At 61.3% G+C, this 22,099-nt stretch carries 18 protein-coding genes; 7 read left to right on the forward strand and 11 right to left on the reverse strand.

Annotation, left to right across the window (positions count from 1 at the left end; all coding sequences use genetic code 11):
• Nucleotides 1–40: 40 nt before the first annotated feature.
• From N8H74_RS09715 to N8H74_RS09740, 6 genes are all read right to left on the reverse strand, one after another.
• Complete coding sequence (locus tag N8H74_RS09715) at nt 41–1,357, reverse strand: OprD family porin (RefSeq protein WP_262147190.1); 1,317 nt, start codon at nt 1,355–1,357, stop codon at nt 41–43.
• A 195-nt stretch (nt 1,358–1,552) separates the two neighbouring features.
• Nucleotides 1,553–1,777: a hypothetical protein gene (locus N8H74_RS09720; RefSeq protein WP_262147192.1), complete on the reverse strand. Its 225-nt coding sequence runs from the start codon at nt 1,775–1,777 to the stop codon at nt 1,553–1,555.
• A 316-nt stretch (nt 1,778–2,093) separates the two neighbouring features.
• Nucleotides 2,094–3,458 (reverse strand): heavy metal sensor histidine kinase, encoded by a 1,365-nt coding sequence (locus N8H74_RS09725; protein ID WP_262147194.1) that lies wholly within the window; start codon nt 3,456–3,458, stop codon nt 2,094–2,096.
• Nucleotides 3,448–4,125, reverse strand: a complete 678-nt coding sequence (locus tag N8H74_RS09730) for a heavy metal response regulator transcription factor (protein ID WP_085584871.1) — start codon at nt 4,123–4,125, stop codon at nt 3,448–3,450. The genes N8H74_RS09725 and N8H74_RS09730 overlap by 11 nt, the downstream gene beginning before the upstream one ends.
• A gap of 9 nt (nt 4,126–4,134) precedes the next feature.
• Complete coding sequence (locus tag N8H74_RS09735) at nt 4,135–7,236, reverse strand: multidrug efflux RND transporter permease subunit (protein ID WP_262147198.1); 3,102 nt, start codon at nt 7,234–7,236, stop codon at nt 4,135–4,137.
• Nucleotides 7,233–8,393, reverse strand: coding sequence for an efflux RND transporter periplasmic adaptor subunit (locus N8H74_RS09740; protein ID WP_217833903.1), 1,161 nt, complete (start codon nt 8,391–8,393; stop codon nt 7,233–7,235). Before N8H74_RS09740 ends, N8H74_RS09735 begins: the two co-directional genes overlap by 4 nt.
• Nucleotides 8,394–9,188: 795 nt before the next feature.
• On the opposite strand from N8H74_RS09740, the gene N8H74_RS09745 reads away from it, so the two are divergent.
• Nucleotides 9,189–9,428, forward strand: a complete 240-nt coding sequence (locus N8H74_RS09745; protein WP_217833982.1) for a hypothetical protein — start codon at nt 9,189–9,191, stop codon at nt 9,426–9,428.
• A 150-nt stretch (nt 9,429–9,578) separates the two neighbouring features.
• Nucleotides 9,579–11,171, forward strand: a complete 1,593-nt coding sequence (locus tag N8H74_RS09750; RefSeq protein WP_262147203.1) for a PAS domain-containing methyl-accepting chemotaxis protein — start codon at nt 9,579–9,581, stop codon at nt 11,169–11,171.
• 69 nt (nt 11,172–11,240) lie between these two features.
• Here the strand turns inward: N8H74_RS09750 and N8H74_RS09755 are convergent, their stop codons facing one another.
• The 5 genes from N8H74_RS09755 to norR form a co-directional block, all read right to left on the reverse strand.
• A complete protein-coding gene (locus N8H74_RS09755) occupies nt 11,241–11,990 on the reverse strand; it encodes a YkgJ family cysteine cluster protein (RefSeq protein ID WP_217833980.1) in 750 nt (249 codons plus the stop codon).
• A gap of 87 nt (nt 11,991–12,077) precedes the next feature.
• Nucleotides 12,078–12,401: a hypothetical protein gene (locus N8H74_RS09760; protein ID WP_262147204.1), complete on the reverse strand. Its 324-nt coding sequence runs from the start codon at nt 12,399–12,401 to the stop codon at nt 12,078–12,080.
• 97 nt (nt 12,402–12,498) lie between these two features.
• A complete protein-coding gene (locus N8H74_RS09765; RefSeq protein WP_262147706.1) occupies nt 12,499–12,957 on the reverse strand; it encodes a GNAT family N-acetyltransferase in 459 nt (152 codons plus the stop codon).
• 25 nt (nt 12,958–12,982) lie between these two features.
• Complete coding sequence (locus tag N8H74_RS09770; RefSeq protein WP_262147205.1) at nt 12,983–13,885, reverse strand: chemotaxis protein; 903 nt, start codon at nt 13,883–13,885, stop codon at nt 12,983–12,985.
• Between the two features lie 214 nt (nt 13,886–14,099).
• The gene (gene norR, locus N8H74_RS09775; protein ID WP_262147207.1) at nt 14,100–15,656 is read right to left on the reverse strand and encodes a nitric oxide reductase transcriptional regulator NorR; all 1,557 of its coding nucleotides are present in this window, start codon (nt 15,654–15,656) and stop codon (nt 14,100–14,102) included.
• Between the two features lie 163 nt (nt 15,657–15,819).
• Between norR and hmpA the strand changes: the two genes are divergently transcribed.
• The 5 genes from hmpA to cyoB all read left to right on the forward strand — a co-directional run bounded on the left by hmpA (nt 15,820) and on the right by cyoB (nt 22,096).
• Nucleotides 15,820–17,001, forward strand: coding sequence for an NO-inducible flavohemoprotein (gene hmpA, locus N8H74_RS09780; protein WP_262147209.1), 1,182 nt, complete (start codon nt 15,820–15,822; stop codon nt 16,999–17,001).
• Nucleotides 17,002–17,200: 199 nt separating this feature from the next.
• On the forward strand, nt 17,201–17,761 hold the full coding sequence (locus N8H74_RS09785) for an ester cyclase (RefSeq protein ID WP_262147211.1): 561 nt from the start codon (nt 17,201–17,203) through the stop codon (nt 17,759–17,761).
• Between the two features lie 25 nt (nt 17,762–17,786).
• Nucleotides 17,787–18,296 carry a disulfide bond formation protein B gene (locus N8H74_RS09790; RefSeq protein WP_262147213.1) on the forward strand — a complete coding sequence of 170 codons (510 nt, stop codon included), beginning with the start codon at nt 17,787–17,789 and terminating at the stop codon, nt 18,294–18,296.
• An 824-nt stretch (nt 18,297–19,120) separates the two neighbouring features.
• Complete coding sequence (gene cyoA, locus N8H74_RS09795; RefSeq protein WP_008084799.1) at nt 19,121–20,062, forward strand: ubiquinol oxidase subunit II; 942 nt, start codon at nt 19,121–19,123, stop codon at nt 20,060–20,062.
• Between the two features lie 3 nt (nt 20,063–20,065).
• Nucleotides 20,066–22,096, forward strand: coding sequence for a cytochrome o ubiquinol oxidase subunit I (gene cyoB / locus N8H74_RS09800; RefSeq protein WP_217833974.1), 2,031 nt, complete (start codon nt 20,066–20,068; stop codon nt 22,094–22,096).
• The last annotated feature ends 3 nt before the right edge of the window (nt 22,097–22,099 follow it).

Genomic DNA, 22,099 nt, shown 5'->3' on the forward strand with positions numbered 1-22,099 from the left:
AAGAGTGTTTCAGACCTGTTCTGTCTGCGTAGCGCCGATCTTAGAAGACGTTGATCGGGTAGTCGATGATTACCCGGTATTCATCTGTGTCCGAGTCCAGCGCGCCGTAGCCGTTGCCGCCACGATTGGTCGCCCATTGCAGGCGTACCGCGAGATCCTTGGCCTGACCGCTCTGCACCACGTATTTGAGGTCGAGGTCGCGCTCCCAGTGCTTGGCGTTGCGGCCCTCGGCGCTGTACCACGAGGCGTAGCCGGGGCTGGTCGGGTCGACTTTGGTCAGATCCAGCGTGCCGCGTGAGTAGGACACCGCCGAAGTCAGGCCCGGCAGGCCGACGCCGGCGAAGTCGTAGGCGTACTTGAGTTTCCACGAGCGCTCGTTCGGGCCGTTGAAGTCAGAGTATTGCTGGGAGTTGTCGAGGTAGATGCTGTCACCCTGACTGATGTAGTCGAACGGCGTGTTGCCGTTGACCCGCTGATACGCGGCGGTGACGCTGTGATGACCGACGCCGACGGTGAAATGCAGGCTGTAGGTGTTGTTGTCGATGTTGCCCAGCAGCGCATCGCCGGTGTCCTGGGTGTGATAGACGTGCAGGCCCGGGTTGAGGCTGACCAGATCGTTCAGCGCCCAGGTGTAGTCGAGGTCGTAGTAGTACTGGTTCCAGATGTCCTTGAGCTCGGAGGCGTAGAGGCTGCTGGTCAGGCCTTCGACGCCGCTCCAGGCCACGCCGGCCCAGTTCAGGTGGCGGCTGTCATCGCCCTCGGCCAGTGTGCCGTAGGAGGTGCCGATGCGTTTGTGGCCGCTCTGGTTGTAGGGCTTGGTGAAGCTGGCCTGGCCGCCTTCGATCAGCCAGCCGTCGAAGCTGTGATTGGTCAGGCTGATGCCACGAAAGGTCTGCGGCAGCATGCGGGTTTCACCGCCGGCGATCACCGGGTTGGCGAGAAACAGGTCACCGGCCTTCAGCTCGGTATCGAACGCGCGCATCTTCAAGGTGCCGCCCGCCGTGGAGAACGAGCCCGGCGCTTTGCCGTTGCCATCGCCGACCGGCAGGATGCTGGAGTTGTCCGTGCCGCCACCGCCATCGAGTTTCAGGCCGAGCATGGCGTGGGCATCGATGCCGAAGCCGACCGTGCCTTCGCTGTAGCCTGACTCGAATCTGCCGAGAAAGCCCTGACCCCACTCGATGTTGTCGTCCGCGTGCTGCAGGCGGTTGCGGTTCATGTAGTAGTTGCGGGCGTTGAGGTTCAGGCTCGAGCCTTCGACGAAGCCTGCCGGTGCAGCTTCTTCGGCGTGAGCGACAGGGGCAATCGTTGCGGCAATTGCAATGAACAACGGGGTGAAACGGACTGGGTAACGCACTTGCGGTAAAGCTCCTTGGGTCAACTGACACTTCAATGTCTTGAGGTGCGGGATGTTTCTTATTGGAGAAGACGAACCTGACGGCTTTCAGACCACAACGAGAAAAGGCCGCTGAAAATCAGCGGCCTGCAAGGACGACGGTTGAACGGGAAGAGCCAAACAAACCGCGTCGAGGGAAATGGAGCGGGGGGCGACTCAGCTGTCTTTCTCGGACGCGGAGCGGGATTCGGAAACCGCCGCCTGTGGGGCTTGCGTGGCGTCTTTGGCCTTGGCCATCATTTCTGCCTGATGCTGTTCATACGCTTGAGCCCGTGCGCTGTTGTGCGCCACGAACGTTTGGGATTCTTCAGCCATCGCCATTGGCGACAGGATCAATGAGGACAAAACGAAAGCGCTGGCAATACCCATACTGTTGGACATCTTGAAAACCTTCTTGCTTGGCAAGTGCTGTTTGATGCGGGCAACGATAAGGTCGCCGGGCGCCGGGAAACAGCGTGATTTTCATAAATGACTGTTACAGCAGAAGCAAAGATCGGCGAGCAGCGATCAAGAGCCACCTCACCCCAGCCCTCTCCCCCAGGGGGACGAGGGGAAAGGGAGCCGATTTGTATGGTTATCAAAAACGGAGTCCGCCTCGATAGTTCAGGTCGACGGAACACGCACAAACGCCTCGGTCAGTTCCCTCTCCCTCTGGGAGAGGGCTAGGGTGAGGGCAGCGATCCGGAGCCGATCACAATCAGACCGGCAAATGAATCCCGAACGTATTCATCCCGCGATCACTGCGCACAAACACATCCCCGCCGTGCATCAACGCGATCGCCTTGACGATCGCCAGCCCCAGTCCATGGTTGTTGCCGCTGTTGCTGCGCGATGCATCGACCCGATAAAACCGCTCGAACAGACGGGGCAGGTGCTCGCCGGCAATCGGCGAGCCGGGGTTGGCGACGCCAATGCTGACCTGATGTTCCTCGACCGTGATCTGCACCTCGATCACCTGACCCGGCCCGGTGTGCTGCACCGCATTGCTCAGCAGGTTGATCAAGGCCCGGCGCAGATGAGCGACCTCGATCCGCACCTGCGCGTCACCACTGACCCGTACCTGCACCTGGGCGTCTTCGAGAATGAAGTCCAGATACTCGAGGGTGGTCGCCACTTCGTCGGCCAGTGAGGTGGACGTGAGTTTGGTCGCCTTGTTGCCCTGGTCAGCGCTGGCGAGAAACAGCATGTCATTGATGATCGAGCGCAGCCGCTCCAGCTCTTCCAGATTCGACTGCAGCACCTCGAAGTAATGTTCCGCCGAGCGTCCGCGAGTGAGGGCGACCTGGGTCTGGCCGATCAGGTTGGTCAGCGGCGAGCGCAGCTCGTGGGCGACGTCGGCATTGAACGATTCGAGCCGCGAATACGCTTGCTCGACCCGTTCCAGCGTCGAGTTGAACGAGTCGACGAACTGCGCCAGCTCCGGCGGCAACGGCGACATTCGCAGCCGTCCGGCCCGCAGCGGTGGCGCCAGGCGCTGGGCTTCGTGGGAGAGTTTGATCAGTGGCTTGAGGCCGATGCGCGCCACCCAGTAACCCAGCGCCGAGGCCAGTAGCACGCCGACAATCGCCAGACTGATCAAGGCAATCAGCAGGTTGTGTTGGGTCTGGTGAAAGGTCTCGGTGTCGATGCCGATCATGAAGCGCAACGGCGGACGCTGATCCTTGGCCGGCAACTCGGTCAGCAGCACTTTCAGTGGATAGGGATGATCGGGCAATTGCAGGTCATGCATGCCCAGCGGACCGTTGGCGAAGCGGCGGATCAAGGTGTCCGGCTCGCCGTATTCGTAACCTGGATCACCGCTCACCACCCAGAAGCGGATGCGCTTGTCCTCTTCACCGAGCAGTTTGAGCTTGGCGTTGATCTTCACCCAATGCTCGGGCGTGCCGTAACGGTTGAGGGCCGATTCGAGCACGCTGTAGCGGGCATCCAGCTCGGCTTCCGGCAACAGCCCCAGGCCCTTGTCCACCTGCTGATACAGCGCGCCGCCGATCAGCAAAAACACCAGCAGCGCCACCAGGGTGAACATCCCGCTCAGGCGCAGTGCAATGGAGTTACTGGACACCACGGCTCTCCAGCACATAACCCATGCCACGGATGGTGTGCAGCAGTTTTTCGTCGAACGGCCCGTCGAGCTTGGCCCGCAGGCGCTTGATCGCGACTTCGACGACGTTGGCATCGCTGTCGAAATTGATGTCCCAAACCATTTCCGCAATCGCGGTTTTCGACAGGATTTCCCCCTGCCGCCGGGCCAGTACGCTGAGCAGCGAGAACTCCTTGGCGGTCAGATCCAGCCGCGTACCGGCGCGGGTCGCCTTGCGGCTGATCAGATCGATCCACAGGTCGGCGATGCTCACCTGCACGGGTTCGTGGCCGCCGCTGCGCCGGGTCAGCGCTTGCAGGCGGGCCACCAGTTCGAGGAAGGAAAACGGTTTGCCCAGATAGTCGTCGGCACCGTCGCGCAGCCCCTTGATGCGGTCTTCGACGCGCTCGCGGGCGGTGAGCATTATCACCGGGGTCTGCTTGCGCGCACGCAACGCACGCAGCACGCCGAAGCCGTCCAGCCCCGGCAGCATCACGTCGAGGACGATCACCGCGTAGTCGCCTTCCAGCGCCAGGTGCAGACCTTCGATACCGTCGCGGGCCAGATCCACGGTGTAACCCTGTTCCGTCAGGCCACGGTGCAGATAGTCCGCGGTTTTCTCTTCGTCTTCGATAATCAGAACGCGCATGACCCTGCCTCAGTCGGTAGTCGCCAGCATCGCTTCGGGTGCTGGTTTGGGCTTATGGAACAGCCGCTCGAGCCACAAGTATATGACCGGCGTGGTAAACAGCGTCAGCGCCTGGCTCACCAGCAGGCCGCCAACCACCGCGATCCCCAGCGGCTGGCGCAGTTCGGCGCCGGTGCCGTAGCCGAGCATCAGCGGCAGCGCGCCGAGCAGGGCGGCGAGGGTGGTCATGATGATCGGCCGGAACCGCGTCACGCACGCCTCGAAGATCGCATCCTGCGGCGGCAACCCTCGATGACGCTGGGCTTCCAGGGCAAAGTCGATCATCAGGATGCCGTTCTTCTTGACGATCCCGATCAGCAACACCAGGCCGATCAGCGCCATGATCGAAAAGTCCTGGCCACAAATCCACAACATGATGACCGCCCCGAGGCCTGCCGCTGGCAGAGTCGAGATGATTGTCAGCGGATGCACGAAGCTCTCGTAGAGCACGCCGAGAATGATGTACACCGCCACCAGCGCGGCGAGAATCAGCCACGGCTGGCTCTTCAGCGAGCTCTGGAACGCCTGGGCCGCGCCCTGGAAATTGCCGCTGATCGTGGTCGGCATGCCGATCTCGGCCTTGGCCTGATTGAGCAGAATCACCGCGTCGCCCAACGCCACGCCGGGGGCGAGGTTGAACGACAGGTTGGCGGCCGGGAACATGCCGTCATGGGCGATGGACAGCGGGCCGATGGTCGGTGCATCGAATTTGGCCACTGCCGACAACGGCACCATTTCCCCGCTGAGCGGCGAGCGCAGGTAGAAATAATTCAGGCTTTCAGCCTTGCCGCGCTGTTGGGTGTCCAGCTCCAGAATCACGTTGTACTGGTTGACCTGGGTCTGGAATTCATTGATCTGCCGCTGGCCGAAAGCGTCGTACAGCGCTTCGTCGACATCGCTGGCGGTCAGGCCGAAACGCGCGGCGGCGCTGCGGTCGATGCTGATGTGGGTGATGCTGCCACCCAGTTGCAGGTCGTTGGAAATGTCGCGGAACGCCGGGATGCTGCGCAGTTTTTCGGTCAGGCGCTGAGTCCAGGTGGCGAGCGTCGGGCCGTCGTTGCTCTTGAGTACGTACTGGTACTGCGCGCGGCTCGGGCCAGAGCTGAGGTTGATGTCCTGGCCGGCGCGCAGGTAGAGCACGATGCCGGGGACTTTCATCAGTTGCGGGCGAATGCGGTCGATGAACTGGCTGGCCGAGACATCGCGGTCGCCGCGTTTTTTCAGGGCAATCCAGAAGCGGCCGTTGGCGATGGTCTGGTTGCTGCCGGACACGCCGACCGAGTGCGAAAACGCCTGCACCGCCGGGTCGGCGGCGACGATTTCGGCCATCGCCAGGTGTTTTTTCACCATGTCGCCGTAGGAAATATCCGCAGCGGCTTCCGTGGTGCCGAGGACGAAACCGGTGTCCTGCACCGGAAAGAAACCCTTGGGGATAAACACGTAACCGCCAATCGCCAGCGCGACCGACACGCCGAACACGCCGATCATCAGCTTCTGGTGGGCGAGGGCGCGGCGCAGGCCCTTTGCATACCAGGCGACCAGTCGTTCGCTGAAGCCCGGTTTGTCGTGGGCGTGATGCACCGGTCTGCGCATGAACAGCGCCGCGAGGGTCGGCGCCAGGGTCAGCGACACCACCACGGAAATCAGGATGGTCGAGGTCGCGGTCAGGGCAAACTCCTTGAACAGCCGCCCGACCACGCCGCCCATAAACAGCAATGGAATGAACGCCGCCACCAGCGAAAAGCTGATCGACACCACGGTAAAGCCAATCTCCCCGGCTCCCTTGACCGCCGCTTCGCGCATGCTGTCGCCGGCCTCCAGATGACGGTGAATGTTCTCCACCACCACGATCGCATCGTCGACCACAAAGCCTACCGCCACCACGATGGCCACCAGGGTCAGGTTGTTCAGGCTGAAACCCAGCAAATACATCAGGGCGAAACTGGCGGTCAGCGACACACCGAGCACCGCCGAGACAATCATCGTCGCCGACAACTGGCGCAGGAACAGCGCCATCACCGCCACCACCAGCAGGATCGCGATCATCAGGGTGATCTCGACCTCATGCAGGGAGGCGCGAATGGTCTGGGTGCGGTCGATCAGGGTTTTGACCTGTACCGAGGCCGGCAGCATGGCTTCCAGGCCCGGCAAGGCGGCTTGAATCCGGTCCACCGTCTCGACGATGTTCGCCCCCGGTTGTCGCGAGATCACCAGGTTCACGCCCGGTTGATCGCCGGCCCAGGCCTGCACGTAGGCATCTTCCGAACCGTTGACGACTTTGGCGACATCGCGCAGGTGAACCGGGGCGCCGTCCTTGTAGGAAACGATGAGTTGGCTGTAGTCCTCGGGATGGAACAACTGGTCGTTGGTCGACAGGGTGGAAATGCTCGACTCGCCGTACAGCGCACCTTTCGCCAGATTGAGGCTGGTCTGCTGGATCGCCAGGCGAATGTCGGCGAGGGTCAGGCCGATGGCCGCCAGTTTGTCCGCCGAGGCCTGAACGCGGATCGCCGGACGTTGCTGACCGGTAATGTTGATTTGGCCTACGCCGTCGATCTGACTGATCTGACGGGCCAGCAGGGTTTCCACCAGATCGCTGAGCTCGGTGCCGGGCATCTGCGTCGAGCTGACACTGAGGATCAGCACCGGGCTGTCGGCCGGGTTGACCTTCTTCCAGGTCGGCAGGGTCGGCATGTCCTTGGGCAGTTTGCCGGCGGCGGTGTTGATCGCGGCCTGCACTTCCTGCGCGGCGGTGTCGATGCTCTTGTCGAGGGTGAATTGCAGGGTCAGCAGGCTCGTTCCCAAGGCGCTGCTGGAGGTCATCTGGGTCATGCCGGGGATGGCACTGAATTGCACCTCCAGCGGCGTGGCGACCGACGACGCCATGGTGTCGGGGCTGGCGCCGGGAAGCTGCGCGGAGACTTGAATCGTCGGAAATTCCGCTTCCGGCAGTGGGGCAATCGGCAGTCGCGGGAAGGCAATCACCCCGACCAGCACCAGGGCGATGGTCAGAAGAATCGTTGCGACCGGGTGGTCGATGCACCAGGTTGAGACGCCACGATGGGACTTCATGGCTTCGGCTCCGCTTGCACCACTTGCGCGGGCTCGGTCATCACCTGCACGGTCGAGCCGGGTTTGAGCCGCGACTGGCCGTCGCTGACCAGCCGGTCACCGGCGTTCACGCCTTTGATGATGTCCTGGCCGCTGCCCTGGTAAACCATTTGCACCTGCACCGCTTCAACCTTGTCGCCGTTGACCCGGTACACGAAATGTTGATCGAGGCCACGTTGTACGACGGTGGGCGGCACCACCAGCGCATCTTTCTCCAATGCGGTCTGAATCTTTACCGTCACCAGCAGGCCGGGCCAGAGCTTCTGGCCGGGGTTGTCGAATTCGGCCTTGGCGCGGATGGTGCCGGTGTTGGCGTTGATCTGGTTGTCGATCAGGGTCAGGTGACCTTCGCCGAGCAGGTTGCCGGTTTCGCCATCGGTGTCGGCGCCGATGTAGGCCTTGACCTGGGCGTGCTGCGGATCGGCGATCAGGCCTTGCAGGGTCGGCAGCATTTGCTGGGGCAGGGAGAATTCCACGGCGATCGGGTCGATCTGGGTCACGGTGAATAGACCCTGGGTGTCGGTCATGCGCAGGAAGTTGCCTTCGTCGACCGTACGAATCCCGACGCGGCCGGTGACTGGAGAGCGAATCTGGGTGTAGGACAGTTGTACCTGCGCCGCGTCAATCGAGGCCTGGTTGCCTTGGGCGGTGGCTTTGAGCTGGTTGACCAGCGCCTGTTGCTGATCGTAGGTCTGCTTGGACACGCCGTCGTCGACGCTGAGCAGTTTGTAGCGCTTGAGGTTGACCAGCGCCACTTGCAGTTGCGCCTGGCTTTCGCCCAATTGTGCGCGGGCCTGGTCGAGGCTGGCGCGGATCGAGCGGTCGTCGATGGTGGCGAGCAGGTCGCCGGCCTTCACCAACTGGCCTTCCTTGACCAGGATTTTGGTGAGGATGCCGTCGATCTGCGGGCGCACCACGACGCTGTGCAAGGAAAGCACCGAGCCGATGCCGCTGGTGTAGCGGGGAACGTCTTTGGCGCTGACGGCGACTACCCGCACGGGGATGGCGGTGGGGCCGGCCAGTTTGGTCGGCGCGGGTTTTGTGGCGTACCACAGACCGGCGGCTGCCAGGGCGATGAGCAGGGTGGCGAGCAGGGCGGGGCGTTTCTGGATTCGCATGCGATGGGGCGCCGGACGGAGTTAGGGCAGGGTTGGGTTCTTTATAAACCTGTCTGGGGGTCAGGAGGGTGACTTGAAACTGACGGCGTTGTCAGTTTGGGCTTTTTGGCGGCCTCTGGGCCGGCCAGGCTTTTGTCTGGATTGGGTGAATATCCGTTGCTTCGGGTGTTGCGGCTGGCGGTTTCGCCCTTACGGCGAGTCACCTTTTTCAGACGCCAAAAAGGTAACCCAAAAGGCTTGGCCCCGGCGTTCGGCTCCTCGCTGAGGCTCGGAGTTCCTTCGTTGCGGGATTCATCCGGGGGGCATCGCCTACGGTTTGCTTCGCTGCACCTCCTCTCGATGTGTTTGGCTGCGCCAAACGGTCGCTGCGCTCCCACCCCCGGATAAATCCCTCCACTCAGCCTGCCGAAGGGGCCGGCACGGCAAGATCAAAAGCGGTACTCGAGCTAACGCTCATTGTGTTGAGTGGTGAGAGGCGGAGGTGGACGGCTTTTGTTTTTGCTTTTCTGTGGGAGTGGGCTTGCCCACGAAGGCGGCCTTCGGGCCGACCTGGTTTTGGTGGGTGTACATATTCTTTGCTGCCGCTGTGGTCAGTCCCCTCTCCCCTTGGGAGAGGGCTAGGGTGAGGGGCTTTTGATCTTGGCTGTACGGACCGGGGACATGGTTTACAGGAATCAATGGAGCCATTCAGCCCCCCCACAAAAATCTCCAGCTCCCGACCCCCTCCACACGGGTATACTGACCACCTTCGCGGCTCACCTGTCGAGCCCGACTTTCATGCTTTGCGGAGCCTCCATGACTTCCCCGATCCAACCGCCGGTTGACGATACCCTCAACGATGTCCCGGCAGAACTGGCCGAGGCCAGCGACAGCAAACCGGCGATTCCCGCATTCAAGTTCCCGTTCAAGCCGGGTGAGCTGGCCGCCGCCAAAGGCGCGAAGCAGCCGCATTACAAGGGCAGTGCCGGCGACCGTCATGCCAAGACCCCGGGCGTGGCCCCGTCGGGCACTCGTCGTTCGATGGGCAAGCGCTGATTTCACTCCCTCCTGCGGCCATCTGCTGCGATTTTCGGTCGCAGTGATGGCTAAGTGCTCAGATCCTGAGCCAGATCAACGTTTAACCATTTGGTGCGCTTAGAGTCAGCAGCCCTGCCGACTCTTTCCCATAAAACGAGCGCGCTTTCCATGAAGATCAATCTCCCGGTGACCGGTCGCAACGTCGAAGTGGCGCTGGATGCGAACATTCTCTCGACCACCGATCTGAGCAGCGCGATTACTTACGCCAACGACGACTTCATCAAGATCAGCGGTTACAGCCGTGACGAGTTGCTGGGCGCACCGCACAACCTGTTGCGTCATCCGGACATGCCGGCGCAGGCGTTTGCGCATATGTGGCAGACGCTCAAGCGTGGGCGGTCGTGGATGGGGCTGGTGAAAAATCGCTGCAAGAACGGTGATCACTATTGGGTCAGTGCCTTCGCTACGCCAGTGACGCACAACGGTGCGGCGGTGGAGTTTCAGTCGGTGCGTACCCGAGCCGATGCGCGGCAGGTCGAGGCGGCGGAGCGGGTGTATGCGCAGTTGCGCGGGGAGCGGGTGTCGCGTTGGCAGCGTTTGCCGGTGCTGAGCCTGCGGGCGAAGGTCACGGCGCTGAGCACTGCCTTGCTGGCGCTGGTGCTGGGTGTCGAGGCGTGGTTGCGGCCGGAGTCGGCATGGATTGATGGCGCTTTGTTTGTCGCGGGTAGCGGTGTTTGCGCGTTGGCCCTGGGCTGGTTGTTGCGGCCGCTCAAGCGTTTGACCGAGAGGGCGCGGTGGATTGCCGACAATCCATTAAGTCAGAGCATTTATACCGGGCGCCGCGATGAGTTCGGGCAGATCGAGTTCGCCTTGCAGATGCTGGAAGCACAGGTCGGTGCGGTGGTCGGGCGCATGGGTGATGCTTCGCAACAGTTGGCCGGGCATGCGGCGCAACTGGTCGAGCATCTGCACAGCAGCCACACCAGCACCCTGGCCCAGCAGGCGGAAACCGATCAGGTGGCGGCGGCGATTCATCAGATGGCCGCGAGCGTCGCTGAGGTCGCCAGTCATGCTCAGCAGGCCTCGGTGGCCGCCGACATGGCCGGGACGGAAACCCGCGAAGGGCATTGGCTGGTCGGCGAGAGTCGCAGCGCGGTGTTGCGGCTGGCCGAGGAGTTGGGGCGCGCCACCGAGGTGATTCATCAACTCGAAGGGCACAGCAGCGAGATTTCCGGAGTGCTGGAGGTGATTCGCAGCATTGCCGAACAGACCAATCTGCTGGCGCTCAATGCCGCTATCGAAGCCGCGCGGGCCGGAGACGCCGGGCGTGGATTTGCGGTGGTGGCCGATGAGGTGCGCGGGCTGGCCCAGCGGACCCAGCAGTCGACCAACGAGATTCAGCGGATGATCAGCACCCTGCAAAACGGTGCGCGGGATGCGGTGCTGGCGATGCAGCAGAGCAGCGAGCATGTGGATAACAGCGTCGAACAGGCGCAACGCGCGGCGCAGGCGCTGGACGGAATCAGCGGCCGGGTCGAGCAGATTACCGAGATGAGCCTGCAGATTGCGGCGGCGGTGGAACAGCAGAGCGCGGTCAGCGAGGACATCAATCGCAACATCGTCAGCATTCGTTCGGCGTGTGAGCTGACGGTGGATGAAGGACGCGAGAGTCAGCGCAACTCACAGGATGTGGCAGGGCTGGCGGGGGATCTGCGCTTGCTGGCGCGGGAGTTCTGGGGGCGTCGGCAGGTTCGGGATTGAGGGTGTTTTGCCGGGCCTCATCGCGGGCTGGCCCGCGAAGGGGCCATCAGTCTCGATACCAATCCCGAATCAAGCCGCCCGCAACGAAATGAAGGCATAAGTCAGCGCCGGCTCCGTCACCACCTGCGCCCCGGCCGCCAGCACCTGCCCGGCAATGTCTTCGCCGGACACATGAAACAGCCACTCACCGGGCGCTTCGCTCAACGGCTGCGCCGTCACCTGATCGATTGCCGAAGCCAGCGCGTTCATGTCCGGCAGGTACGCGGTAAACCCGTCACCCTTGAGGGCCGTGGTGTGAATCCCGAGCATCGCGCAGATCACTTCCTTGACCCGAATGTCGTCCCGATCCGCCTGGCGCGAACGCTGGATCAGGTCGGCCAGTTCCTGATCCACCAGCTCACCACCGAGGATCAAGTCCGGGCCTTGCTGCCACGACTCCGGCGGGCATTCCTTGGCGACCGGGTCGAGCGGGATGTGCGGATTGATTTCCATCGGGTAGATGCGGCACACCAGTGGCCGGCGCTCGTAGATGCGGCACAACCGGTCTTCGTCAAGATTCCGGCAGGGGCCGACGTTGTAGGCGGCGAAAGTGATTGCCACATGCGCCTGCGACTGGCCGCTGCGCACCGGTGCCGACCGTCGCTCGGCGTGTTCGCGTTGTTGCGTCGGCAAGCCCAGGCCATTGTCCAGGAATGCCTCTACCAGCACGATCACCTGGCCACCGTCGGCCGCCCACATGCGGGCTTCGGCCAAGGTCAGGGGGACGTGGTGATCGGTGCAGCATTTGCCGCAGCCCACGCAGGAAAACGTCGTATTCATTGAGCGGCCGGTCTTCAATCAGGGTGTGAATCGGCGACGTAAAGCCGCCATGCAGACGCTGATTGAAGCAAGTTGTGCGCCATTCGATCAGGGTTTGGCGCTCGGGCGGATCGAGTCCCACTCGGTGACGAAGGCGGTTTTCGATTTTTTGCTGTAGAGGCACAACTCGGTGCCTTGGGCGCCCTTCATGTGTTTCTGCGGGTATTGGCCTTGCAGCAACAGCGCGGTGTAGCCAACGCGGTCGTCGAATTGCGCGGCGTTGCCGACGGGTTTGGCGTTTTTCAGGCCGCTGGCCTTGGTGCAACTGGCGAGGACGGCTTTGTCGTAGGCGGCCCAGGCGTCGGGGCTGGAGGCGTGAGCCAGCGGGGGCAGCGCGATGAGGCAAAGGCAGGCAAGGGTGAGGGCTTTCATGGCGGGCATCCTGGGTCTGAGTGGCCAGCGTTGGAGTATGGCGCAGGGCTGGAAGTTGCCTGGGCCAGCCGGCAATGCCGCTCCGATATGCGGCGGTTCAGTCCGGCACCAGCTCCCGGCGGACTACATACATCCCGAGACTTTCATACAAGCGCTGTGCTCGCTGGTTGTCTTCCAGCACTTTCAGATCAACAAAGCCTTCGCGCCGCTGTTGAAAAACCGTGAACGCCTGCAACATCAGCGCCCGGCCCAATCCGCGCCGTTGAGCGCGGGGATGCACCACCAGATCCTTGATATAGGCACTGGTCCAGCATTGGGCAACCCCGACAATCCCCTCGGCATCGCTGGCCACCAGGCACAGCGCCGGATCGTATTCGGGATCGCTTTCGAAGCGTTGCTGCCAGACGTCCAGCGCCGGGACCCGACCACCGCCCTCGTGAAAGCCAAGTTGCATCAGATGATGCACAGCGGGGGCCAGTTCGCTGCCGTAGGCGGTCAGTTCGATGCCGTTCGGCCACTGGATGGCCGGCATGTCCTCGTCGAGGTCGCGCCGCATCAGAAAGCAGAAGGTTGGCGCCACCTCAGTGACCGTGGGCGGCGACATGCCTGGCCGCTTCGATCAGGCAGTGAGTCAGCTCCGGCGAGGAGAACTTGGTCAACACGCCATTGGCACCGGCCTGACGCGCCTTCTCGCTGTTCATCGCGCTGTCCAGCGAGGTGTGCAGCAATACGTACAGGTGGGCGAAGTCCGGCGTCTCGCGCAGAGTGCGGGTGAAGGCGTAGCCGTCCATTTCGGACATTTCGATGTCGGAGACGATCAGGTTGATCTGTTGCGCCGTGCCTTGCAGGTCGAGCAGGCAGTCGATGGCTTCCTTGGCGCTGCGGGCGGTGTGGCATTGCAGGCCGAGGTTGCGCAGGGTGTGAACCGATTGCTGGAGCGCCACCTGGCTGTCGTCGACCACCAGAATCCGCGCGTTGCCGAGCACTTCGGCGTCTTCCATGCTCAGTTCGGTCGGGGCCATTTCGATCTGTGCCGGGGCGATGCCGTGGATGACTTTTTCGATGTCCAGCACCTGCACCAGCGTGCCGTCCACCGAGGTCACGCCGGTGATGTAGGCGCGCGAACCGCCGGAGCCGAACGGCGGCGGCTTGATGTCGGTGGTCAGGCAATGGACGATCTTGCTCACTGCCTGCACGTGCAGACCCTGCTTCGAACGGCTGACATCGGTGACGATCAGGCAGCCTCCGTTGGGGTCTTCCAGCGGCCGCTCGCCGATGGCGCGGCTCAGGTCGATCACCGACAGCGAGGCACCGCGCAGGGTGGCGATGCCTTTTACATGTGGGTGCGACTCCGGCAGCTTGGTCAGCGGCGGGCAGGGGATGATTTCACTGACTTTCAGCAGGTTGATCGCCATCAGCTTGCCGCTGCGCAAGGTAAACAGCAGAAGCGAAAGTGAATCTGCGCGGGCTTTGTTGGAAGACATAAAAACCTTCTGTGGAAAAAGGTGATGGGCGAGGGCGGCTCGCCAAAAACTATTGATGCCGGGTTATCGGCGTGAACGGGATGGGCTTTAGGTTAGTTGTCGGATGACTTGGGGCCAAGGTGTGTTTTGATTGCAGTCCCTCATCCCAGCCCTCTCCCAGGCATCCCCCGACCGGTCCACTCTCCCTCCGGGAGAGGGGTAGGGTGAGGGGGCTTTAGCTTTTCATACCCAACCGCTTGGCCATCCGCCCAAGGTTCGCCCGATCCAGCCCCAGCTCCCGCGCCGCACTGGCCCAGTTGTCGTGATTGCGCTCCAGCGCCGCTGCGATCAACTGCCGCTGATACTGCTCGGTCGCGCTGCGCAGATCGCCGGTCATCAAGGGCGCGACTGAAACGGCACTGGCCGGCTCGGCCGAGTTATCCACAACCTCGCGCGGCAGATCCAGATCCACCGCGCCCAGGCTGAGAATCTTCGGCCGAACCTTGCAGTTGCCGAGCGCCTTCAGCGCGCTGCGTCCGATCAGGTGTTCCAGTTCCCGCACATTGCCCGGCCAGGTGTAGGCCAGCAACGCTTCCTGGGCATCGTGGTTCAGGCGCAGGCTGTTGAGGCCCATGCGCGAACGGTTCTGTTCGAGGAAGTAGCCGCTGAGCAACAACACATCGCGGCCGCGGTCGCGCAGCGCCGGGACCCGCAGCGGGTAGACGCTGAGGCGATGATAGAAGTCCGCGCGGTAGCGGCCCCGGCGTACTTCATCGGCCAGGTCGCGGTTGGTCGCGGCGATCAGGCGTACGTCGACCTGATGCTCCTTGTCCGACCCCAGGCGCTGCAATTGGCCACTCTGCAATACGCGCAACAACTTGGCCTGCACGGTCAGCGACAACTCGCCGACTTCATCGAGAAACAGCGTGCCGCCATTGGCCAGTTCAAACTTGCCGCGACGGTCGCTGGTGGCGCCGGTGAAGGCGCCGCGCACGTGGCCGAACAGTTCGCTTTCCACCAGGGTGTCGGGCAGGGCGGCGCAATTGAGGCTAATGATCGGCTTGTCGGCGCGCGGCGAGGCGGCATGGATCGCCTGCGCCACCAGTTCCTTGCCGACCCCGGTTTCGCCGGTGATCAGCACGGTCAGGTCGCTGCCGCCGACCAGATTGATTTCTTCCACCAGATGTTTGTGCGCCTTGCTCTGACCGATCATCTCGCGGTTCTGCTGGCCGCTGGCCTGACGGTAGACCTCGGCGCGCTGGTGTTCGTCTTCGGCGCGAATCGCCAGGCGCTCGATGCGTTCGGCGGCGTTGACCGTGGCCGAGGCGAGGCTGGCGAAGGCTTGCAGGGCGTCGAGTTCGATCGGCTCGAAGCGCTCGGGGTCTAGGGCGTCTAGGGTGATCAGGCCCCAGAGTTGTTCATCGACGAACAGCGGACAGCCGAGGCAGTCGTGGACTTCCAGATGTTCGCTCAGTCCGTCCACGAGGCCGTCATAAGGGTCGGGCAATTCACTGTCGGCCGCGAAGCGGGTTGGTCCGGCACCGGCCAGCAGCACTTCGAAGCGCGGATGCTCGCTGACTTTGAAGCGGCGGCCGAGGGTGTCGGTGCTCAAGCCGTCCACGGCCAGCGGTACCAGCCATTCGCCATCGAGGCGCAACAGCGCGGCGGCATCGCACGGCAGCAGGGCGCGCATGGCTTCGAGCAGGCGCCGGTAGCGCTCGCCTTCGGGCAGTTCGCGGGACAGGTCGGCAACCAGGGGAAGCAAAGCGGTGAGCAAGGATTTGGCGGACATAGGCTTGTAGTCAAAGAGACGCGTTGTAGTCGAAGCGACTATAGGCGGGCTTGTGTCGATTTGACTACTTAAATTTCAAGCTATTGATTTTTATGAATAAATTAGTTGGCACGAAAGCTGAAATACACAAGGCACTTTTAGAGAAAGCTCAGGAGTCACCCTTATGCTTAGCGTCCAGGATCGTGCAATCATCAAGTCCACCGTGCCTTTGCTGGAAAGTGGCGGTGAAGCGCTGATCACCCACTTCTATCGGATGATGCTGTCCGAATACCCGCAAGTCCGTCCGCTGTTCAACCAGGCCCACCAGGCCAGCGGTGACCAGCCCCGTGCCCTGGCCAACGGCGTGTTGATGTACGCCCGGCATATCGATCAGCTAGACCAGTTGGGCGATCTGGTGGCCAAGATCATCAACAAGCATGTGGCCTTGCAGATTCTGCCGGAGCACTACCCGATCGTTGGCAGTTGCCTGCTGCGGGCGATTTCCGAAGTGCTCGGCGACGAAATCGCCACTCCTGAAGTGATGGCCGCCTGGGGCGCCGCTTACGGACAGTTGGCCGACATCCTGATCGGCGCCGAAACCGCCATCTATGACCAGAAAGAACAAGCTGTCGGTGGCTGGCGCGGGGCGCGGGAGTTCATCGTCGCGGCGAAGGTCGAGGAAAGCGCGGAAATCATCTCGTTCTACTTCGAACCAGCGGACAAAGGCCCGATCCTTGCGGCCGAGCCCGGCCAGTACATCGGCATGAAACTGACCCTCGACGGCGAAGAAATCCGCCGCAATTACTCGCTGTCGGCGCTGACCAACAACGGCCAGTACCGTATCAGCGTCAAGCGCGAGCCGAATGGCCGTGCGTCCAATCACCTGCACGACCAACTGCATGTCGGCAGCCGTATCGATCTGTTTCCGCCATCGGGCGAATTCACCCTGACAGAAAGCGACAAACCGCTGGTGCTGATCAGCGGCGGGGTCGGCATCACTCCGACCCTGCCGATGCTCGAAGCGGCGCTGGAAAGCAAACGCCCGGTGCATTTCATCCACTGCGCCCGTAACGGCAGCGTCCATGCCTTCCGCGACTGGATCGACGGTTTGGCCGAGCGTCATCCGCAACTCAAGCGTTTCTACTGCTACGCCGAAGATGACGGCGTGAGCCCGGCGGCGGACAAAGTGGGCCTGCTGAGCCAGGAACAACTGGCGCAATGGCTGCCGGAGCAGCGTGATGTCGATGCGTATTTCCTGGGGCCAAAAGGCTTCATGGGCGCGATCAAGCGTCATCTGAAAGCGCTGGGTGTGCCGGAAACGCAAAGCCGCTACGAGTTCTTCGGCCCGGCCGCTGCGCTGGAATGATCTGAAACCGAGTCGTCCGTTTCGCGAGCAGGCCCGCTCCCACAGCTGTTTTGTGGCAGCGGGCCTGCTCGCGAATGGCTCCCCGCCCTTGCGATTATTAAAAAGTGTTTAAAGGTTAATCGTTTCTTAACCGATTTATCGTTTATTCCCCGATGCTGATGATAGGCGCTCGTTCGTTTACATGATCAGGATCGCCCCCATGTCGCACTTCATCTTCTCCCGTCATTTCAGCCTCGCTGCCCTGGGCCTGTCGGCCACGTTGCTGGTCAGTCCGTTCGCCCATGCCGAATCCGCCCTGATTGAACCGCAGACCCTGATCGTCGATCAGAGCCTGCCCAAGGCGCAGCAGCAAGCGATGGAACTGGCGGCACGGCGCTACGGCAGTTTCTGGAATTCGGGTGAAGAGGCGTTGGCCAACGCTGCCTTGTCGCCGCAATTTGTCGACAAGACGCCGCCCGAAGGACGGGTGCAGGGACCGACCGGGCCGTTGCTGGCATCGAAGTTCTTTCGCACGGCGGTGCCGGACTTGAGTTGCGAGATCGAGCAAATGATCGTCGCCGGGGATCGCGTGGTGGTGCATCTGCACTTTCGCGGGCATTTCACCGGTACGTTCAAGGCTCTCAAAGGGCAGGGCCAGCGTGTAGACTTCCGGGCAACCGATATCTATCAGATCGACAACGGTCGCATCGCGGCCAATTGGCATATCGAAGACAACATCAGCCTGATGGCGCAACTGCAAGCGCAGCCGCCGGCCAGCTGAACCATGGACATGAAAGGGAAACGCGATGAGCGAGGAAACGATTCGATTGGGACGTGAGCGACGCTATCTGGTGCTGCTGGGGATCATCTGCCTGGCATTGATCGGTGGCGCGCTGTACATGCAGATCGTGCTGGGCGAGGCGCCATGCCCGCTGTGCATCCTGCAGCGTTATGCGTTGCTGCTGATCGCGCTGTTCGCGTTCATCGGCGCGGCCATGCGCACCCGCCGCAGCATCACTGTGTTCGAGGTGCTGGTGGTGATTTGTGCGATTGCCGGAGCCGGCGTTGCCGGGCATCACGTCTACACCCAGTTCTATCCGGCGGTGAGTTGCGGCATCGATGTGCTGCAGCCGATCGTCGATGATCTGCCACTGGCGAAGATCTTCCCGCTGGGCTTCCAGGTCGACGGTTTCTGCTCGACGCCGTACCCGCCGATCCTCGGCCTGTCGCTGGCACAGTGGGCGCTGGTGGCGTTCGTGCTGGTGGTGATCCTCGTGCCGATGCTGACCTCGCGCAACCGCAAGGCATTGCGCTGAATCAACTTTGCGGCGCTCGCGCCGATACAACGAAACGCCCCGATTTCCGGGTTCGGAAATCGGGGCGTTTCGCATTTCACAGGGCGTGTGAAAAGAACATGACGAAAGACAAGGAAGGGTGTGGCAGGTGTGCGACATGTTGTCACACACGGGGTGTCGCAGATGATTTCAGGGACGCGGATTGGTGCTCTGTTACACAAAAACATTGGTCTGTTTCAGCGTTTGTCTGCCTTTAGGCACAGTTGTCGGAACAGGCAGTTTCAACAAACTCTGGCAGATGGCCAGAACCCTTTGAAAATCGGGGTTTAGCAGGATCAGCCTGGAGGAAAAAGCCTTCGGAGCTGTCTGAAGTGACGCAGGTAGACCTACATTTTTTGGTGTTTTTGTTGAGAATCAATTTCGATAACATGCGGAACTTTTGCAAAAACGGTGATGGATTGTTGCTGTACCGGATAAAAATTATTTCGGGATAAGACATGGTGTATAGGGCGCTACCTATCTACAATCGCCCGCACTGAATTCCCGGCACTGCTCAGCCTTTAATAAGGAACTGATCAGGAAGTCGGGTGTCGAGCGGTCGGGAGGCTGCAAGACACCCTGGTGTCGGTGCCTTCCAACTTTCCGCGCCAAATGGAATTGGTCTGTAACAGGGCCTTTGACCACGAAATCGAATAAGAACTCACCGCTGTCCGAGGATTTGTCGAGCGTCTGACGCGCGACGGGCGGCCCTTATTCAATCCAAAGAAAATGCCAACCCTTGGCAGGGTGAAGTGTTGGCGATCAAAACCCAACTGCATTGCGCAAGCTGCTTTAGAGGTCGTGAGATGAGTAAAAACAGGTATCCCAGATTACTAGGCCTAGTGCCGCTGCTCGGCACGTTGTTGCTGGGAGGCTGCAACATGACCTTGCTCAATCCAACGGGCCAGGTCGGCCTGGAACAGCGCAACCTGATCATCACCGCCACGCTGCTGATGCTGTTGGTCGTGGTGCCGGTCATCGTGATGACTTTCCTGTTTGCCTGGAAATACCGCGCCTCGAACAAGAACGCCGTCTACACGCCGAAATGGTCGCACTCGACCAAGATCGAAGTAGCCGTCTGGACCATCCCGGTCCTGATCATCATTGCCCTGGGTTACATCACCTACATTTCGACCCACGAACTGGACCCGTATCGTCCGATTGAATCCGACGTCAAGCCGGTGACCATCGAAGTGGTCGCGCTGGACTGGAAATGGCTGTTCATCTACCCGGAACAAGGCATTGCCACGGTCAACAAGATCGTGTTCCCGGCGCACACGCCAATCAACTTCAAGATCACCTCCGACGCTGTGATGAACTCGTTCTTCATCCCGGGTCTGGGCGGCCAGATCTACGCGATGGCGGGCATGCAGACCAAGCTGCACCTGATCGCTGACCGCAACGCTGAAATGGACGGTATCTCCGCCAACTACAGCGGCGCGGGTTTCACCGGCATGAAGTTCAAAGCCATCTCAACGACTCAGGAAGATTTCGACGCCTGGGTAAGTGAAGTCAAGAAGTCACCTAAACAGCTTGATCAAGCTGAATACGCAGCCCTTGCCAAGCCAAGCCAGAACAACCCAGTCGAGCTCTACTCCTCGGTCACGCCGAACCAGTTCCAGATCATCGTCGACAAGTACGAAGGTATGAAGCCGGGCAAGCCGCTGAAGCACGAGAAGAAAGAGAAAGAAGTGGCGGCCACGGAAATTGACTCGAGTTCGCATTCAGCTGCCGGGGCAGAGGAGTAAACGATGTTTGGTAAATTAAGTTGGGAAGCAGTCCCATTCCACGAGCCGATCGTGATGGTGACCATCGCCATGATCGCCCTCGGTGGTCTGGCGCTGTTCGCTGCAATCACCTACTTCAAGAAGTGGACCTACTTGTGGACCGAGTGGCTGACGTCGGTCGACCACAAGAAAATCGGCGTGATGTACATCATCGTTGCCATGGTCATGCTGCTGCGTGGCTTTGCCGACGCCATCATGATGCGTACCCAGCTGGCCATGGCCACCGAGGGTTCGCCTGGCTACCTGCCGCCTGAACACTATGACCAGATCTTCACCGCTCACGGTGTGATCATGATCATCTTCATGGCGATGCCATTCTTCACCGGCCTGATGAACCTTGCAGTGCCGCTGCAGATCGGCGCGCGTGACGTTGCCTTCCCGTTCCTGAACTCCCTGAGCTTCTGGCTGCTGGTGTCCGGCGTCGTGCTGATCAACCTGTCCCTGGGCGTCGGCGAATTTGCCAAGACCGGCTGGGTTGCGTATCCACCGCTGTCGGGTCTGCAATACAGCCCTGGCGTAGGTATGGACTACTACATCTGGGCGCTACAGCTATCGGGTCTGGGTACGACGCTGACGGGGGTCAACTTCCTCGCCACCGTGCTGAAAATGCGTACCCCTGGCATGAAGCTGATGGACATGCCTATCTTCACCTGGACCTGCACCTGGGCAAACGTTCTGATCGTGGCTTCGTTCCCGATCCTGACCGCTACCCTGGCACTGCTGACGCTTGACCGTTACATGGATTTCCACATTTTCACCAACGAACTTGGTGGCAATCCAATGATGTACGTCAACCTGTTCTGGGCCTGGGGTCACCCTGAGGTGTACATCCTGATCCTGCCGGCCTTCGGCATCTTCTCGGAAGTCATCTCGGCGTTCACCGGCAAGAAACTGTTCGGCCACCACTCGATGATCTACGCTTCGGGCGCGATCTCGGTACTGGGCTTCATGGTTTGGCTGCACCACTTCTTCACCATGGGTTCGGGCGCCAGCGTCAACGCCTTCTTCGGTCTGGCGACGATGCTGATTTCCATCCCGACGGGTGTGAAACTGTTCAACTGGCTGTTCACCATCTACCAGGGCCGTCTGCGCTTCACCAGCCAGGTTCTGTGGACCCTGGGCTTCATGGTGACCTTCGCCATCGGCGGCATGACCGGCGTACTGCTGGCCATCCCGGGTGCTGACTTCGTTCTGCACAACAGCCTGTTCGTGATCGCGCACTTCCACAACGTGATCATCGGCGGCGCGGTATTCGGCTACATCGCAGGCTTCGGCTTCTACTTCCCGAAAGCGTTCGGCTTCAAGCTGCACGAAGGCTGGGGTAAAGCAGCGTTCTGGTTCTGGATCTCGGGCTTCTTCGTCGCGTTCATGCCGCTCTATGCACTGGGCTTCATGGGCATGACCCGTCGTCTGAACGCCACCACCAACCCTGAGTGGGTGCCGTACCTGTACGTCGCCATGTTCGGTGCGGTGATGATCGCTGTCGGTATCGCCTGCCAGCTGATCCAGCTGTACGTGTCGGTACGTGACCGCAAGAACCCAGAAAACATGTGCGAACACGGTGACCCGTGGAATGCCCACACTCTGGAATGGTCGACCTCGTCGCCACCACCGTTCTACAACTTCGCCGTGCTGCCAAAAGCAGACTGCATCGACCCGTTCACCGAGGCCAAGGAAAACGGCACCGCGTACAAGGCTCCGGCCAAGTACGAGCCGATCCACATGCCGAACAACACCGCCACTGGCGTGGTGATGGGCGCGCTGCTGACCGTGTTCGGTTTCGCGATGATCTGGCACATCTGGTGGCTGGCGATCGCGAGCCTGGCCGGTACTGTCATCTACTTCGTGATCCACGCTGCACGTGACGACCAGGGCTATATGGTGCCGGTCGACGTGATCGAGCGCATCGAAGCCGAGCAGCACAAGCGTCTGGTTGCGGCAGGGAAAATCCCGGCCACCGCCACCCGTGTTGAAACCTCGTTGGAACAGGCTTAAACC

This window comes from Pseudomonas sp. B2M1-30 (assembly GCF_025447575.1).
GTDB classification, from domain to species: Bacteria; Pseudomonadota; Gammaproteobacteria; order Pseudomonadales; family Pseudomonadaceae; genus Aquipseudomonas; species Aquipseudomonas botevensis.

Coding starts and splice junctions, on each gene's coding strand:
- N8H74_RS09720 (WP_262147192.1), bottom strand. CDS start 1,777: ATGTCCAACAGTATGGGTATTGCCAGCGCTTTCGTTTTGTCCTCATTG.
- N8H74_RS09730 (WP_085584871.1), bottom strand. CDS start 4,125: ATGCGCGTTCTGATTATCGAAGACGAAGAGAAAACCGCGGACTATCTG.
- N8H74_RS09735 (WP_262147198.1), bottom strand. CDS start 7,236: ATGAAGTCCCATCGTGGCGTCTCAACCTGGTGCATCGACCACCCGGTC.
- N8H74_RS09740 (WP_217833903.1), bottom strand. CDS start 8,393: ATGCGAATCCAGAAACGCCCCGCCCTGCTCGCCACCCTGCTCATCGCC.
- N8H74_RS09745 (WP_217833982.1), top strand. CDS start 9,189: ATGACTTCCCCGATCCAACCGCCGGTTGACGATACCCTCAACGATGTC.
- N8H74_RS09750 (WP_262147203.1), top strand. CDS start 9,579: ATGAAGATCAATCTCCCGGTGACCGGTCGCAACGTCGAAGTGGCGCTG.
- N8H74_RS09755 (WP_217833980.1), bottom strand. CDS start 11,990: ATGAATACGACGTTTTCCTGCGTGGGCTGCGGCAAATGCTGCACCGAT.
- N8H74_RS09760 (WP_262147204.1), bottom strand. CDS start 12,401: ATGAAAGCCCTCACCCTTGCCTGCCTTTGCCTCATCGCGCTGCCCCCG.
- N8H74_RS09765 (WP_262147706.1), bottom strand. CDS start 12,957: ATGCGGCGCGACCTCGACGAGGACATGCCGGCCATCCAGTGGCCGAAC.
- N8H74_RS09770 (WP_262147205.1), bottom strand. CDS start 13,885: ATGTCTTCCAACAAAGCCCGCGCAGATTCACTTTCGCTTCTGCTGTTT.
- norR (WP_262147207.1), bottom strand. CDS start 15,656: ATGTCCGCCAAATCCTTGCTCACCGCTTTGCTTCCCCTGGTTGCCGAC.
- hmpA (WP_262147209.1), top strand. CDS start 15,820: ATGCTTAGCGTCCAGGATCGTGCAATCATCAAGTCCACCGTGCCTTTG.
- N8H74_RS09785 (WP_262147211.1), top strand. CDS start 17,201: ATGTCGCACTTCATCTTCTCCCGTCATTTCAGCCTCGCTGCCCTGGGC.
- N8H74_RS09790 (WP_262147213.1), top strand. CDS start 17,787: ATGAGCGAGGAAACGATTCGATTGGGACGTGAGCGACGCTATCTGGTG.
- cyoA (WP_008084799.1), top strand. CDS start 19,121: ATGAGTAAAAACAGGTATCCCAGATTACTAGGCCTAGTGCCGCTGCTC.
- cyoB (WP_217833974.1), top strand. CDS start 20,066: ATGTTTGGTAAATTAAGTTGGGAAGCAGTCCCATTCCACGAGCCGATC.